The 15,082-nt window shown below is 73.3% G+C and carries 9 protein-coding genes and 2 pseudogenes; 7 read left to right on the forward strand and 4 right to left on the reverse strand.

Annotation, left to right across the window (positions count from 1 at the left end):
• Positions 1 to 353: 353 nt before the first annotated feature.
• Together BJF83_RS22640 and BJF83_RS22645 are read left to right on the forward strand one after the other, a co-directional pair.
• Entirely contained in the window at positions 354 to 536 is a 183-nt protein-coding gene (locus tag BJF83_RS22640; RefSeq protein WP_075927913.1) for an FXSXX-COOH protein, read from the forward strand.
• Positions 537 to 733: 197 nt separating this feature from the next.
• Positions 734 to 2,467 (forward strand): ATP-binding protein, encoded by a 1,734-nt coding sequence (locus tag BJF83_RS22645; RefSeq protein WP_262391783.1) that lies wholly within the window; start codon positions 734 to 736, stop codon positions 2,465 to 2,467.
• A 433-nt stretch (positions 2,468 to 2,900) separates the two neighbouring features.
• On the opposite strand, the gene BJF83_RS22650 is transcribed toward BJF83_RS22645, so the two are convergent.
• Positions 2,901 to 4,268 carry an MFS transporter gene (locus BJF83_RS22650; protein ID WP_075927914.1) on the reverse strand — a complete coding sequence of 456 codons (1,368 nt, stop codon included), beginning with the start codon at positions 4,266 to 4,268 and terminating at the stop codon, positions 2,901 to 2,903.
• A 347-nt stretch (positions 4,269 to 4,615) separates the two neighbouring features.
• Here BJF83_RS22650 and BJF83_RS22655 point away from each other — a divergent pair, with 347 nt between their 5' ends.
• Positions 4,616 to 5,035, forward strand: a complete 420-nt coding sequence (locus tag BJF83_RS22655) for a pyridoxamine 5'-phosphate oxidase family protein (protein ID WP_075927915.1) — start codon at positions 4,616 to 4,618, stop codon at positions 5,033 to 5,035.
• A 280-nt stretch (positions 5,036 to 5,315) separates the two neighbouring features.
• On the opposite strand, the pseudogene BJF83_RS22660 reads toward BJF83_RS22655, so the two are convergent.
• Positions 5,316 to 6,615 (reverse strand): annotated as a pseudogene (locus BJF83_RS22660) (DUF2786 domain-containing protein).
• Positions 6,616 to 7,125: 510 nt separating this feature from the next.
• Here BJF83_RS22660 and BJF83_RS22665 point away from each other — a divergent pair.
• Complete coding sequence (locus BJF83_RS22665; RefSeq protein WP_075927916.1) at positions 7,126 to 8,547, forward strand: cytochrome P450; 1,422 nt, start codon at positions 7,126 to 7,128, stop codon at positions 8,545 to 8,547.
• A gap of 258 nt (positions 8,548 to 8,805) precedes the next feature.
• Here BJF83_RS22665 and BJF83_RS22670 read toward each other — a convergent pair whose 3' ends face one another.
• The gene (locus BJF83_RS22670; RefSeq protein ID WP_075927917.1) at positions 8,806 to 9,120 is read right to left on the reverse strand and encodes a hypothetical protein; all 315 of its coding nucleotides are present in this window, start codon (positions 9,118 to 9,120) and stop codon (positions 8,806 to 8,808) included.
• A gap of 205 nt (positions 9,121 to 9,325) precedes the next feature.
• Here BJF83_RS22670 and pgi point away from each other — a divergent pair.
• The 3 genes and pseudogenes from pgi to BJF83_RS22685 all read left to right on the forward strand — a co-directional run bounded on the left by pgi (position 9,326) and on the right by BJF83_RS22685 (position 14,595).
• Positions 9,326 to 11,028, forward strand: a pseudogene (pgi, locus tag BJF83_RS22675) (glucose-6-phosphate isomerase).
• A 661-nt stretch (positions 11,029 to 11,689) separates the two neighbouring features.
• Positions 11,690 to 12,715: an ABC transporter permease gene (locus BJF83_RS22680; RefSeq protein WP_075927918.1), complete on the forward strand. Its 1,026-nt coding sequence runs from the start codon at positions 11,690 to 11,692 to the stop codon at positions 12,713 to 12,715.
• Positions 12,716 to 12,792: 77 nt separating this feature from the next.
• Complete coding sequence (locus BJF83_RS22685; protein ID WP_075927919.1) at positions 12,793 to 14,595, forward strand: ABC transporter substrate-binding protein; 1,803 nt, start codon at positions 12,793 to 12,795, stop codon at positions 14,593 to 14,595.
• 169 nt (positions 14,596 to 14,764) lie between these two features.
• Here BJF83_RS22685 and BJF83_RS22690 read toward each other — a convergent pair whose 3' ends face one another.
• Positions 14,765 to 14,980, reverse strand: a complete 216-nt coding sequence (locus BJF83_RS22690; protein WP_075927920.1) for a DUF2180 family protein — start codon at positions 14,978 to 14,980, stop codon at positions 14,765 to 14,767.
• Positions 14,981 to 15,082 lie beyond the last annotated feature (102 nt).

Genomic DNA, 15,082 nt, shown 5'->3' on the forward strand with positions numbered 1-15,082 from the left:
ACCGTCTACGACCCCGCCACTCACCAGGCCAACGGCAAGATCGTTACCGTCTCGGAGGCGCCTTTGGCGGCATAGGGGTTGACTCAGGAAACTCACGCGATGTCCTCCGGTTTCACATCGGCCCCACCAGGCATTCTGGACCGGTTTCGGTAGATTCCTGGTGTCGAGTCGAGGATTTCGGTCAGCGGGTGCGGAAGGGGTGTGAATATGCACTCAGGGTAGGCGAAGATGTTAGGGAAGGACAGGCCGGTGGTAGAAACTCCATGGGACGACCGAAGAATCGAAAAGGGAGGGCGGCCGCCGCGGGATCGCGTCCGTTCCCTTCTTTATCGCTGGTCGGAAGGAGGAAGTCGATGCCACGACAGCACCTCTCTGGAGGGGTGACCCTGGTGGATGCCGACGGTCTGACCCTGCGCGACCTCGACGGGTACGGGGAGACCGCGGTCATCTGGGCTCTGCGGTCGGTTCTGGAGCCAGGAGCTGGCGTTTCGGAGGCGATCGCGTCGTTCACGAGCGACGGTGACGAGTACGCCTGAGGTCGTGGCCGTCCCGGCGCCCCCGCACCGGGAGTCACTTCCGCACCGCGACGCCGATCCGTCCTCGCTGGTCCGCCGCAGGGCCGTGATAAAGGCTGGGCAATGCCGTCCAAGCCCGATCACGCGCCATTCACTGATTCGGGATGTCCGTCGTATTGCGACGGAACGGAACCCCTCCCGAGCTCGGAGCTGATTTCATGCCACGAATCACCGCCGGTCACGCACGTCGCACGGGACCGTTCGTCGGTGGGCGGCCGTTCGGTCCCCGTGACCGCCATCTCTTCCTCGGCCGGACGGAAACGGTACGGGACCTGGTCCAGGCGTGGACCCGAGCCCGCCTGACCGTGCTGCACGGTGACGCGGGGGCGGGCAAGACCTCCCTCCTCCAGGCGGGCGCCGTCCCCGCCCTCACCGACCGGGGAGCCCGCGTCCTGCCCGTGGGGCGGCTCCTGATCGACCCGGCCTTTCCCAGCGCCGTCCTGCCCGAGCAGAACCCCTTGACGCGCGCCCTGCTCGCGTCGTGGAACCCGGGCGAGTTCCCCACCCACGGGCCGGGCCGGTCCGCCGGCGACTTCCTCCGCGACCACGCCCGCGCCGACCGCTACGGCCGGGTGCGGCCGCTCTTCGCCGCGCTCGACCAGACCGAGCCGCTGTTGCGTTCCCCGGCCCGCTCCGAACCGCACCGGGGTGACCTGATAGACGAACTCCTGGTCGCGCTGGACGATCACCCCGGCCTCCACCTGCTGCTCACCGCGCGCACCGAACACCTGGCCGACCTGCGGCGCATGATCGCCGCACACGGGGCCGACCACTCCGAGGTGCGCCTCGGGCCGCTGGCGCCGGACGCCGCCGTCGAGGCCGCCGCCCACGCCCTGGACACCGTCGCGTCCGACACGCCCGGGACGTCGCCGAGCGCCTGGTGGAGCAGGTGCGCACCCTTCCCGGGCGGCCGGCCGCCGGTCCCGCCGCGACGGGCCGTCCCGCGGACCCCGCCGACGCCTCCGACCTCGCCGCGACCGTCGACCCCTCCCTGCTCCAGACCGCGGGCGCCCTCCTGCACGCCGAGGGCTTCGAGACCTTCGCCGCAGACGACGTCGAACGCGTCCTCGCCGTCCACCTCTCCCTCCTCCTGGAGGAGGTCGCCGCCGAACACCTCGTCCCCCGCGACCTGCCGTACGTCTGGCTGCGCGGCGCCGCCGCCTCCGGCGCCGCGAGCGCCCCCGCCGCCAACGCCGTCGACGCGCGCCGCGCCGACCTCACCTGGGGCCTGGTCCACACCCTCCAGGACCGCCACCTGGTCACCCCCCACCGCGGACGGCGCCGCCTACCGCCTGCGCCACCCACGCCTGGCCCGCCCCCTCCTGGATCTGGTGGCCCACCCGTGCGAGTCCGCCCCGGAGCCCTGGACGACCGCGGACCGCATCGTCGTGGCCCGCCGCGCCCACACCAGGGGCGAACCCGATCTCGCGGGCGAGCACGCGCGGCGGGCCCTGCGGTCGACTCCGCCGCCTGCGCCCCGCGACCGCGCCACGCTCACCTCACTCCTGGGCGACCTCGCCTTCGAACGCGGCGAGCCCGCCGTCGCGGCCGCGTACTACGCGGAGGCAGCGGAGCTCGCGGAGGCCGTCGGGGACGGCGCCGCCGTGGCCCGGCTGCTCGTCGCCCAGTCGAGCAGCAGACTCCGTGCGGGCCAGCGCTCCGCAGCCCTGGACGGGCTCCGGGCGGCCGTTGGCCGTGTGCACGGGGACTCCAGCCTGCGCACCGGGATCGGCCAGGCCCTCTGGCGGGTCGGACAGAGCCAGTCCGCGCTCGACGTCCTGGACGCGGTCCTGGTCGGTGACAGGTCGGCCACCGAGGCCCGACGCACCCGCAACCGGATCCGCGCCGAGTTGACGTCCGCCCGGGGCTTGGCGCCGCGCCGGGGTTGGTGACCCGCACGTATGGACTCCACCGTGTTCGTCGCGCTCATCACCGGCGCCATCACGGCCCTGAGCACGCTCGGAGCAACCGCGCTGGCCGCCCACCGGGCCGCGCGCACCGAGCGCTGGCGGGCGGAACACGCTCTGGAGGTGGAACGGACCCGGCACCTGTTCGAGCGGGAGCGCCGCCGGGACCAGGAGTTGCGATCGCGCTTCGACGACGCGCGCAGGGCCGTGCTCCGGCTGGGCATGTCGGTGCGGGTGGTCACGCACATCCGGGCCGAGGGCCCGCCCCGCCCCGGTGACGAGGAGTTGGGCGACCTGCTGCGGCAGGCGCGCACGGACAGCCTGGACGCGGTCGTGGCGGTCGAGCGCCTGCGCGGCGTGCTTCCCGAGGGGCGGCGCGGGCCGGTCGACCAACTGCGCGATGCCGCGGACGGGGCGTTCAACCACGTCCAGGCCAGGACAGGCCAGGTCGGCGACGCTCTGCGGATCCAGGGGATGCTCGACGCCGCCCTGCGATCGGTGGGGGAGTCCCTGTTCCCGGTGGGGGAGCGGGGAGCGGCGCGGGCGGATCCCACACGCTGGCCCGAGTCAGGGTGAGCGGTACGGCGAGCAGGAGGATGAGCGCGGTGACCGACACGGCGGTCGCCTGCACGCCGACGCCCTCCAGGACGTGGCCCCCGCACAGCACGCCGACCGGCAGCGCCCCGTTGGTGACCAGTCGGACGGTGCCCGTGACCCGCCCCAGCAGCTCCGTGGGCACGCGCGTGGCGTGGTAGGCGGTCACGGTGACGTTCATGTGGGCTCCGATGAACCCGATCCCGCCCCAGGTCAGGGGAAGGATCACCGCCAGGTGCCCCGGACCCGCCAACCCGGCCAGCGCCAGGGGTGCGGTGACCCCCGCCCACGCCCACAGGCACAGGGTGACCACGGTGCTGGGGCGCAGCCGCCGCACCAGGCGGGGGGAGGTCAGGGAGCCGAGCAGGCCTCCGGCCCCTGTCGCGGCCAGCACCGCGCCGAGCAGGAAGGCCGACAGCCCCTGTTCGGTGGCCGTGACGATGATGACCAGCCACACTGTCTGGAACAGCGCGTTGGTGCAGGCGCAGACCGCGGTCGCCAGGAGGAGGAAGCGGTCGCGGCGCACCCGGCTCAGGCCCGCCGACAGGTCCCGGCACAGGGTCACCGCCCACCCGCGGCTCGGCGTGGAACCGCCGTCAACCGAGGGCGTACGAAGTCGGGGCAGCCGTGCCACCAGCCACAGCCCGACCGCCGAGACCGCCGCGTCGAACACCGCGGGCAGCCACTGGGCCAGACCGAAGAGCGCGCCGCCCAGCGGGCGCCCGGTCATCTGCGTGGCGTGCGTCCGTGCCTCGTTGCGCGCGGCGGCCGTCGTCAGGTGGTCACCGGGCACCAGGCGGGGCACGGCCGCCGACGCGGCGGTCGCGTGGAGGGCGGCGCACACGCCGTGGACGGTGGCGGCCGCGGCCAGCAGCACCACGGAGGCGTCGAGGAGCAGGACCGGGCCGATCAGCAGCGCCACGCTCCCCAGCCGCACGCACTGGCTGGAGATCATGACGGACCGGGGGTCGTGGCGGTCGACCACCACGCCGATGGGGACGTACAGCAGGGTGCGGGGCACCATTGCGGCGGCGGCGATCCACCCGGCCAGGGCGGGGGATCCGCTCTCGTGCAGGGCGAGCAGGGGCACGGCGAGGGTGAGGGTCATGGACCCCAGCCCCGACAGCGCGCCACCGGCCCACAACAGACCGAACCGGCGCCGCCAGCACCGGTCGTCCGGTGTGTTCGACAAGCGTTCTCACAACGGTCGGGAAAGCTGGACGTGGATGCCCGTGGGGCGGCCGTGCTGGTCGGCGAACGCGCCCCTGGGGCCGTCGGTGGTTCCGCCGCCCCTGCGCCGTGTCCGGTGGGTGTCGACGGGGCGCGGGTGGGCTGCGCACATCGTAGCGGCAACGGTGTCCCGTCGGCGGGCGGATGGAGAATTCGGATATTGAGTATCAAGGCCAGGGAACCGGAATTCCGGATTTATCCAGAGAAGCGAAAGAATGTCCTCGACACTCGGGGCGTGCGGTCGACTTGACCTCGACTCTGGTTGAGGATTCAGAATCCTCCTCGTCCGCCCACGACCGGGGGAGTCACGTGTCCGACAGCCCGTCCGTCCCCGTCCCCGACCACCTCACCGAGCGCCTGCGCTCGGCCCGCAACGCCTGGATGTGCGCCTCGCGACGCGACGGATCGACGCACCTGACCCCGGTCTGGTTCACGCACCTGCGGGACCGCTGGTGGGTCTGCACCGGGCCGGGCACGGTCAAGGCGCGCAACCTCGCCGCGGACCCGCGGGTGTCCCTGGCGTTGGACGACGGGGACGCGCCCGTGGTCGCGGAGGGCACGGCGACCGCGCGCACCGACTCCTTCCCCGCCGACGTCGTGGCGTCCTCCCGCGACCGCTACGGCGGGGACATCGAGGAACCCGTCGAGGGGAGCGGTCGCCCCCACCTCCTGCTGGAGATCGGAGTCCGCCGCTGGCTGATGGCCGGCGGCGCTGTGGACCCGACCTGACGGACAACGGCTGAAGGCGCTGACGCCAACCCTCACACCGAGCGGTCCGCGACATCCGGTGCGCCTCGGTGGGGGGCGGGGCGCACCCAGCGCCGGGCGAGGCGCTCCACGGCCAACTTCCGCACCGCCAGCCCGCCGAAGGGCGTGGCGGACAGCGCCCTCGCCCAGGTGGAGACGCGACCCCCGGATGTGCCGGGTCCGCGGGTACCCGTGCGACACGTGCCCGGTTCCGTCCGGTGGACGGCACGCGCGGCCCCGGCCCTTCCTTCGAACCTCCGGGTCAGTCGCCCCGGACCGGGCGGCGCCCGCCCAGGGAGGCTGAGTCGGCCGCCTCCCGGCCTTGGACCCACCCGTCCTCGCTGTGGGGGCCGCGCACCCGCGTGCGGGTCAGCGCCCCGAACTCCTCCTCGACGGCGGCGCTCACCTCGTGCTCCCGCGCTGCGAACAACGGCACCAGGTCGGCGCCCGTCTCGGCCGCCGCGGCCTCCTGCGCTGCCCGGGCCGACTCCGCGAGCCGTTCACCCACCCGCACCGCGAACGCGGAGAGGAACGACGCCCGGAAGTCCCGGTCCGCGGCCCGCCCGGACCGGTCGCGCGCCGCGCCGCGGGCGCGCATCGCGGTCTCGGCCTGAACGAGTAGCGACGTGAACATCAGCTCGACCGCGTCCAGGTCGTCCTCGAACCCCATCACCGTGCACAGCCCCAGCTCCCGGTGCCAGACCGCCTGACAGCGGTTGGCCTCGGCGACCTCGTGCAGCAGGACGGCCCTGTGCTCGTCGTAGGGCGCGTCCACCGCGAGCCGTCGAGCCGCCGTGGCGTTCGACCCTTCGGGCTCCTGTGCCAACACGCCCGGTCGATGCTGTGCCGGGCCATCAGCTCCTGGGCGCGGGCGCTCAGGGCCTCGGCCTCGTGCGGGAACTCCGTCGACTCGGCCTTGGCCAGCAGGGCCCGCACCCGCTCCAGCCGAGAGCGGTCCACCGACGACACCGCCCGAGCCGCGACCGCGCGACCGGGGCGGTAGGCGCCGGGCTGCGGTCCCAGCGGACGCATCGGCGGCAGCACCCGCAGAACGGCCAGCACCCGCAGCGCCAGTTCCACGACCTCGAACCGCGACAGCCCGTGCCGTGCCCCCACCCGCGCGAGGTAGGCCCCGTCCCACTCCGGCCCGGGCTCCAGCTCCCGCACCTGGGCGCTCCACCGGGGGTCCACCGCGTCGGGGGAGTGCCGACCGTGCTCGGCCACGACCCCGTCCGCGCACACGGCCGCGGCCGCACGGCCGAGGTCGCGGCCGACCTGGCGCACCGTCTCGGCGGGTTGCCAGCCGCGCCGCCACACCCCGACCAGCCCCTGGACCAGGGCGTCCCTCACCGCCGATCCCGCGGTCCGGGCCCAGGCCGGATCCTCGACGTCGGCCAGGCGCGCGACGGCCAGGTCCACACCGCCCCCGTCGTCACGCAGGACGAGGCGTCCACGGCGCCGTCCACCATCGCGGAAGGGGCGTCCGCGGGCCCCGGGCCCGCCCAGGCCCGCGCCCGCGGGCCGGAGCCGTGCCGCCGCCGTCCGCGCCCTCTCTTGCCCACGGTGTCTTCTCCCAAATCGTGGTGGTCGAGCCGACGGACCATCCTAGCCGCACACCGGATTCCTCCCGGCCGAGCCGTGACGCACCCGAAACGTCCCCGCGACCCGCACCGCCGGACAGCGGCGGCCCCCATGCGGTCCGACTTGCGGGCCGATGTCCCGCGCCGAAAGCCGGAGCTTTCGTGCCCGAAGCACGCCGGAAACATGGGCGGCATAGCGTCGTCCGGCACCCACAGCCACCGAGGAGTCTCCATGCACCAGGGAACCGGATCCGGCGACCGCGACGGCGTCCCGGTCGGTCGGCCGGAGGCGGCGCGCTGCCCCGTCGGCGCGGCACTGGCCCTGCATGAGCCCACCCCCGCCGACCTGCCCTGGGCGCGCCTGCGCGACCAGTACGGGGGTGTGGCACCGGTCGAGATCGCGCCCGGCATGCCGGGCTGGCTCCTCCTCGGTTACAAGGAGAACCTCCAGGTCCTGCGCGACCACACCCACTTCTCCGCCGACCCCCGGCCGTGGAGCGCCTCGGGTACGCGCCCGCGCGCACGGGCGCGCTCACCCACGACGGGGAGGAGCACCGGCGACTGCGCGCGCCCATCGTCGACGCGCTCGCTCCCCTGGGCACGCCCCAGCTCGTCCCGGTGGTCGAGCGCGCGGCCGTGCGGCTGCTCGGCGCGGTCGCGGCGGACGGTGCCGCCGACCTCATCGGCCGCTTCGCCGCCCCGCTGCCCGCGTTCGTGCTCAACGAGCTCTTCGGCCTGCCCGACGCCTACGGGAGCCTGCTCGCCGACCTCACCGCGCGGCTGTGGAGCGGTGATCCCGAACGCGCCGAGCCCGCCGCGCTGGCGATCCGCGCCTACTTCACCGGACTGGTCGCCCGCAAGCGCGCCGAGCCGGGCGAAGACCTCGTCAGCCGCCTGTTGGAGCACCCCCACGCCCTCACCGACGACGAGGCGGTACAGGCCCTGTCACTGCTCTGGGAGATCGGGCACGAACCCACCACGCACCTCATCGGCAACGCTCTGCTCAAGCTGCTGGAGGATCCCGCCGTGCGGAACGCCTACCTGGGCGGGGCCCTCACCCCGGAGGACTTCCTCGACTACGTCATGTGGACAGATTCGCCGATCCGCGTGCTCGCCGGGCGCTACTGTGCCACGGACCTGCGCCTGGACGGGGCCCGCATCCGCCAGGGGGAGCCGATGCTGTTCGGCTTCGCCTCCGCCCACCGCGACCCGTCGGTGGTCCGGGACGGCGACGACGCGATGGCCATGGCGGGCGACCGATCCCACCTGTCCTGGGGCGCGGGGGCCCACCGCTGCCCGGCCACCGGCTTCTGCCGGGACCTGGTGCGCACGGCCCTCGACATGGTCGTCGACCGCCTGCGCGGCATGGCTCTGGCCGTCGACCCGAGCCGGTTGACCTGGCGGGCCTCCCTGGCCATCCACGGTCTGGACCGGCTGCCGGTGACGTACACCCCCACGGGGGAGCGCTCCGAACCCGATGCCGAGCGGGACGCACCCGCCACGCGCAGGCGCTGGGCCCGCCGCAGGCGCCGTCCCGCGCCGCGGGGCGCCCGATACCAGGCGCCCCTGGCTCCCGAGCACGGGACCGAGGAGGCCGGGGACGACACGGTCGCCCCGCACGCTAGACCGGCCCCGCGCGTCCGAGCGGCCGCGCCGCGCGCCGTCGGGGCGCGCTACCAGGCGCCGTTCGCCCGACAGGAGGGCACGCCCGACCTTCTCGAACAGCTCCTGGCCACCTGCGTCCGCGCGGGTAGGGAGGTCCGCCGGACCGGGGAGGCACGGCGCCGACACCGGTCCGGGGCGTGCCGGGGCCAGGGCTCGACCACCACGAGTTCGGGGTACGCCTCCTCGGGGTCGTCCAGGAGGGACTGCTCCCCGTCGCACAGGTGGTGGTCGAAGAAGGCCACGCTGTAGGCCCGCACGACCTCCAGCCCCCGCTCGACGGGGATGCCGCCGAACTGCGCCGACCACTGCTCGGGGGTGAGGCCGTCGGCCAGCCCCAGCTGGTCCATGAGCACGCCCCGGTCGGCGCCGTTGGAGTGCCCGGATCCCTCCGACCGGATCCACTGCCGCCACCCCGTCAACCGGGGCCACACCCGCTCGACGCCGTCCCAGGCCCTGCCCCTGGTCGTTCTCGATCAGGGCCGCGGCCACGCCGGGCTCGGGCCCGGATCAGTCCTTGCGGCGCCGCGCCTTCTCGGCGAACTCCTCGGCCTTGAGCAGCCGGGTGAGTTCCTCGCGCCGGGGCACGGTCGAGCGGTCCTCGCCGGCGGCCAGTGTGGGGTCGGGGATCTCCTGACGGACCTCCGCGTCGATTCCGAGGGCGTCGTGGTCCTCGATCTCCTCGATGCGGTGCCCGTAGGGGTGGTCGAGCAGATACTCGGCCACGGCGCTGTCCTGGTCGGGCGCGCCCACGTCCATGACGGCGTCGACGGCGTCGATGTCGGCTGAGCCGTCCACCGTGAAGTCCTCGGGTTGCTCCCTCACCGGCGGCCCCCTCGCGCTCGCTTCCCCTACTTTGATCATGCCTGGTCGGAGCGGGGGATTCCAGTCATGCCCCGGAGAGATCGCCGGTGGCGGGACGCTGGAGGGCCCCGCGGCCGTGAAAGGCTGGGGACGCCGCACGAGCGGCCCCGGCACGCCGATTCACCGTGCCGGTCCACGGATGACACGGACGACGAGGAGCGACCGGATGTCAGGCAGTACGACCTCCCACGGCGCGGTGGACACCGGGGGCCGGGCCCGACCGGCCACCCCGCTGGACCAGCGCAGTGAGTGGAGCGCCCTGGGCGAGCACCGCAGCCGGTTCGGCGCATCGCACCTGCGCGACCTGTTCGCCGACGACCCCGGCCGGGCCGAGCGGTTCACCCTCGACGTCGGCGATCTGCACGCCGACTACTCCCGCAACCTCGTGACCGACCAGACCCTGGACCTGCTCACCGCCCTCGCCGACGCCACCGGGGTGGCCGAGTTGCGCGACGCCATGCTGCGCGGAGACCGCATCAACCTCACCGAGGACCGCTCCGTCCTGCACACCGCCCTGCGCGCGCCGCGCGGCGAGGTCATCGCCCCCGACGGCCACGACGTCGTCCCCGACGTGCACCGGGTCCTGGACCGGATGGCCGCCTTCGCCGAGCGCGTGCGCTCCCGATCCTGGCTCGGGCACACCGGGCAGAGCGTCAGGCGCGTCGTCAACATCGGTATCGGCGGCTCCGACCTGGGACCGGCGATGGCCTACGAGGCGCTGCGCCCCTACACCGACCGCGGCCTGGAGTTCCGGTTCGTCTCCAACGTGGACGGCGCCGACCTGCACGAGGCGCTCGTCGACGCCGACCCCGCCCGCACACTGTTCATCGTGGCCTCCAAGACGTTCACCACCGTCGAGACCATCACCAACGCCACCGCCGCGCGCGCGTGGCTGGCGAACGGCCTCGGTGTGGGCGCCGACAGCGGGGCCGTCGCCAAGCACTTCGTCGCGGTCTCCACCAACGCCGAGGCCGTGTCCGCGTTCGGCATCGACCCCGAGAACATGTTCGGATTCTGGGACTGGGTCGGCGGTCGCTACTCCTACGACTCGGCGATCGGCCTGTCCCTGATGGTGGCCGTGGGACCGGAACGGTTCCGTGAGATGCTCGCCGGGTTCCACCTCATGGACGAACACTTCGCCACCGCGCCGCCCGCGCGCAACCTGCCCTTTCTGCTCGGCCTGCTGGGGGTCTGGTACGGCGCCTTCTTCGACGCCCACAGCCACGCGGTGCTGCCCTACAGCCACCACATGTCCAGGTTCACCGCCTACCTGCAACAGCTGGACATGGAGTCCAACGGCAAGTCGGTGCAGCGCGACGGCCGGCCCGTCGCCTGGCAGACCGGCCCGGTCGTGTGGGGCACGCCCGGCACCAACGGCCAGCACGCCTACTTCCAGCTCCTGCACCAGGCACCCGGTTCGTGCCCGCCGACCTGATCGGCTTCGCCGACCCGGCCCCGGACCTGCCCGAGGCCCTGGTCCCCCAGCACGACCTGCTCATGGCCAACCTGTTCGCCCAGGGGCAGGCGCTCGCCTTCGGAAGGACCGCGCAGGAGGTCGCCGCGGAGGGGGTGCCGGCCGAACTGGTTCCCCACCGCACCTTCGCGGGTAACCGCCCCACCACCACGATCCTGGCCGACCGGTTGAGCCCGTCGGTGTTGGGGCAGCTGGTCGCCCTCTACGAGCACAAGGTGTTCGTGCAGGGCGCGGTGTGGAACATCAACTCCTTCGACCAGTGGGGCGTGGAGCTGGGCAAGGTTTTGGCCAAGCGGGTCGAGCCCGCGCTCATCGGGGACGCCGACGTTTCCGGTCTGGACGCCTCCACCGCCTCGCTGGTGGCGCGGTACCGGGCGCTGCGCGGTCGTGGTTGACGCGCGCTCGGAGGCGACGCCAGCCGGGGACGCACCGCCGCCGCGCCACCAGCGCGGCAGCGGCCGGCCAGGTCGACGGGGAGGGACGCGGGCGAGAGTGAGGATGGGCGTCGCGGTCCGGTGGGTCGCAGCCCTGTTCACGGCCGGGGCGGTCGCCGGCTGCGCGTCGGCGCTCGGCGGGGGAGTTCCTGTTCGGCGATCGGTGTCCCGGTGGGTGTGACCCTGGACGTCGCGCCGTCCGACGCCGTGGCCGTACGGACCGCCGCGGTGCGGGTGTGCTGGGACGGGGACTGCCGAGGATCCGAGACAGCGCTGCCGGAGTCGGCCGGGGCCCTCGACGAGGCATGTGAGGAGGGGCCGGCGCGTGCACGGCGCGGTCCGCGCCCACCGGGGGGCGCAGCGGCTTCGTCGCCGTCGCAGGCCTTCCCGCCGACCCCGTCGAGGTGCGTGTCGCGCTCCGGGGACGGGACGGGGAGGAACCGCGGCTGGCCGACGGATGCCGCACTGAGGAATCTACGGTGTAAAGGTGGCGGTCAGGTCGCCGCGACCCCGCCCGCACCCACCCGCCGTGACACCCCCGACGGCGCGGACGCTGGAACGTCCGCACCCCTCGGGCAGTCTGTGCGTAGTCGAACGAACACGCACAGAGAGCAAGGTGGGCATGGCCGCGCCCCTGGACGCGCCCGAGTCGTCCCAGCACGCCGACCCCGAGGAGATCGTCACCCGGGGGACCGACACCGCGAGCAGATCCCTGCGCCAGATCGCCTGGCACCGGTTCCGCCACGACAAGGTCGGCGTGGCCGGGGGCGTCACCGTTCTCCTGCTCATCCTCGTCGCGATCTTCGCGCCCCTGCTCACGGCCTGGTGGGGCTACCCGCCCAACCAGTTCGACCAGCGCCTGGTCGACCCGCTCACCGGGGGCGTCCTGCTGGACCCCGAGCGCCCGGAACTCGGCCTCGACCCCTGGGGCGGGATCGGCCTCGACCACCTGCTCGGCGTCGAGCCCGTCAACGGCCGCGACCTGTTCAGCCGCATCGTCTACGGCGCGCGCACCTCGCTCCTGGTCGCCACGGTCGCGACCGTTCTGTGCGTGCTCATCGGCACGGTCCTCGGCATCACCGCCGGGTACTTCGGCGGGTGGGTCGACACCGTCGTCAGCCGGGCCATGGACATCTTCCTGGCCTTTCCCCTGCTGCTGTTCGCCATCGCCCTGGTCGGCGTCATCCCCGACGGCGCGTTCGGACTGACCGGCAACGGCCTGCGGGTGGGCGTGCTGATCTTCATCATCGGGTTCTTCAACTGGCCCTACATCGGCCGCATCGTCCGCGGCCAGACCCTCACCCTCAAGGAACGCGAGTTCGTCGAGGCCTCCCGGAGCCTGGGAGCGGGCAGCGCGCACATCGTCTTCCGCGAGATCCTGCCCAACCTCGTCACCCCCATCCTGGTCTACTCCACGCTGCTCATCCCCACCAACATCCTCTTCGAGGCAGCCCTGAGCTTCCTCGGCGTCGGCATCAACCCGCCCACCCCCACCTGGGGCGGCATGCTCGACAACGCGCTGCGCTTCTACACCACCTCGCCGCACTTCGTGATCGTGCCCGGCCTCGCCATCTTCGTCACCGTCCTGGCCTTCAACCTCTTCGGCGACGGGCTGCGCGACGCCTTCGATCCCCGTTCCTCCGACTGACGGCTTCCGTCCCTCCCCCCACCCGACCCCCGGGCCGTGCTCCCAGCGGCCCGACAGGCAACCGACCAGGAGGCAAGGTGACCACGCACCACCCGAGGCCCGCGGAGCCGCGACGGAGGCGGCGCCGGTGGGCGAGCGCGCCCGCGGCCGTCACGACGGCCGCGGCCCTGCTGCTCGCCGCGTGCGGCGGCGCGGACAGCGGAGGAGGCCAGATGTCGGACGCCGAGTTCAACGCTGGCGAGACCAGCATCGTCAACCCCTCCGACGCCGCCGGCGGCACACTGCGCTACGCGATCTCCTCGGACTTCGACTCACCCGACCCGGGCAACACCTACTACGCGTTCAGCTGGAACTTCTCCCGCTACTACGCGCGCACACTGCTCACCTACACCGAGGCGCCGGGGGAGGAGGGCACCCAGCTCCAGCCCGACCTGGCCGAGGCGATGCCGGAGTCCAACGGAGACGCCACCGAGTGGACCGTGCGCATCAAGCGGGGCCTGCGGTACGAGGACGGTTCGGAGATCACCGCGCGCGACATCAAGTACGCCATCGCGCGCAGCAACTTCGGCCCCCGGGCCCTGCCCAACGGTCCCAAGTACTTCCAGGAGCTGCTGGCCGACAGCGAGGACTACGAGGGCCCCTACGGGACCGACGGGGACCCGCTGGAGGGCTTCGACGGCATCGAGACCCCCGACGACCACACCCTCGTCTTCCACCTCAACACGAGCTTCTCGGAGTTCCCGTACGTGCTCATCCAGCCGCAGACGGCTCCGGTCCCGCCCGACGCCGACCGCGGCGAGCAGTACCAGAGCCACGTCGTCTCCTCCGGCCCCTACCGGTTCGACGGGGAGTACCGGCCCGGCGTGTCCCTCGACCTGGTCCGCAACGAGGAGTGGGACGCCGCCTCCGACCCGACGCGCCGAGCCCTGCCCGACCGGATCGAGGTGCGCGTCGGAGTCGACCAGAACGAGATCGACCAGCGCCTGGTCAACGGCGAACTCGACGTGGACCTGGCGGGCGTCGGTGTCGGGCCCGCGATGAGGGGCACGCTGATCACGGATGAGAACGAACGCCCCAACGTCGACAACCCGCAGACCAACACCCTGCGCTACGTCAACGTCAACACCGTCGTGGAGCCGCTGGACAACCCGGCCTGCCGCCAGGCGGTGCTCTACGCGGCCGACCGCGACTCCCTGCAACGCGCCTGGGGCGGGGACACCGGCGGCGACATCGCCACGCAGATCATGCCCGCCGCGCTGCCCGGATCGGACCCGGAGATGGACCTGTACCCGTCCGAGGACGACAAGGGCGACCTGGAGGCCGCGCGGGAGAAGCTGGCCGAGTGCGGGCAGCCCGACGGCTTCTCCACCGCGATCGGAGCACGCGCCGACCGCCCCTCGGACGTGAGCACGGCCGAGGCGTTGCAGCAGTCCCTGGCCCGCGTGGGCATCGACGCCGAGATCAAGCAGTACCCCTCGGACACCTACACCAACACCCAGGCGGGGTCGCCGGACTTCGTGCACGCCAACGACCTGGGGCTGACCGTCTACGGGTGGGCGCCGGACTGGGCCAGCGGATACGGGTTCATGAGCAAGATCCTGGACGGCGACGCGATCCAGGAGGCGGGCAACGCCAACATCTCGGAGCTGAACGACTCGCAGATCAACGCGTGGTTCGCGGAGGCCATCACGGTCGAGGACCCGGACGTGCGCGCCGAGTTCTACACCCGGATCGACCGGCGGGCGATGGAACAGGCCGCGATCCTGCCGGTGGTGTTCGAGCGGACGGTGCTGTACCGGCCGCCGAACCTGACCAACGTGTACTACCACGCGGGGTACTCGATGTACGACTACATGTCCCTGGGCACCACGAGGGAGTGAGCCCGGTCCCGTCCTGAGGAACGACCCGTGCCCCGGCCACCGCTGGCCGGGGCACGGGCGCGCCGGACGGCTGCCCGGATCCGCGGGCGGTCGACCACGGGCGGGGCCCGGACACGGGGCAACGCGCCGTCGCGCCCCCCACGGTGGTCCGGAGTCGCCCGTGCGCCGGTCAACCGCCGTGGTCGAGCCCCTCGGCGTGGAAGCAGACCGGACAGGTGATGTGGCGGGCCGGATCCGGCATCTCGCTCTGCCCCGGGCTCGCGGCGCGGCGCACCTCCACCGCGCTCTCGTGCGCGTGCTCCACGCACACCCCGGCGCCGCACCTCATACACACCGCGACGGCGGAGGCGGTGCGCCCCACCCGGATGCAGTCGTAGCACTCCACGTCCGCTCACCTCCTCCCTCGTCAGCCGCGTGACGGATTCCCCTCGTTCCTCGCTTGCCCCCCGGATTCCCCTCGTTCCTCGCTTGCCCCCCTGGACCCCCC

This window comes from Nocardiopsis sp. CNR-923 (assembly GCF_001942255.1).
In the GTDB taxonomy this organism is placed as follows: Bacteria; Actinomycetota; Actinomycetes; order Streptosporangiales; family Streptosporangiaceae; genus Nocardiopsis.

Bases quoted from the DNA above. Each gene is read 5' to 3' on its own strand.
- BJF83_RS22640 (WP_075927913.1), top strand. From the start codon at position 354: ATGCCACGACAGCACCTCTCTGGAGGGGTGACCCTGGTGGATGCCGAC.
- BJF83_RS22645 (WP_262391783.1), top strand. From the start codon at position 734: ATGCCACGAATCACCGCCGGTCACGCACGTCGCACGGGACCGTTCGTC.
- BJF83_RS22680 (WP_075927918.1), top strand. From the start codon at position 11,690: ATGGCCGCGCCCCTGGACGCGCCCGAGTCGTCCCAGCACGCCGACCCC.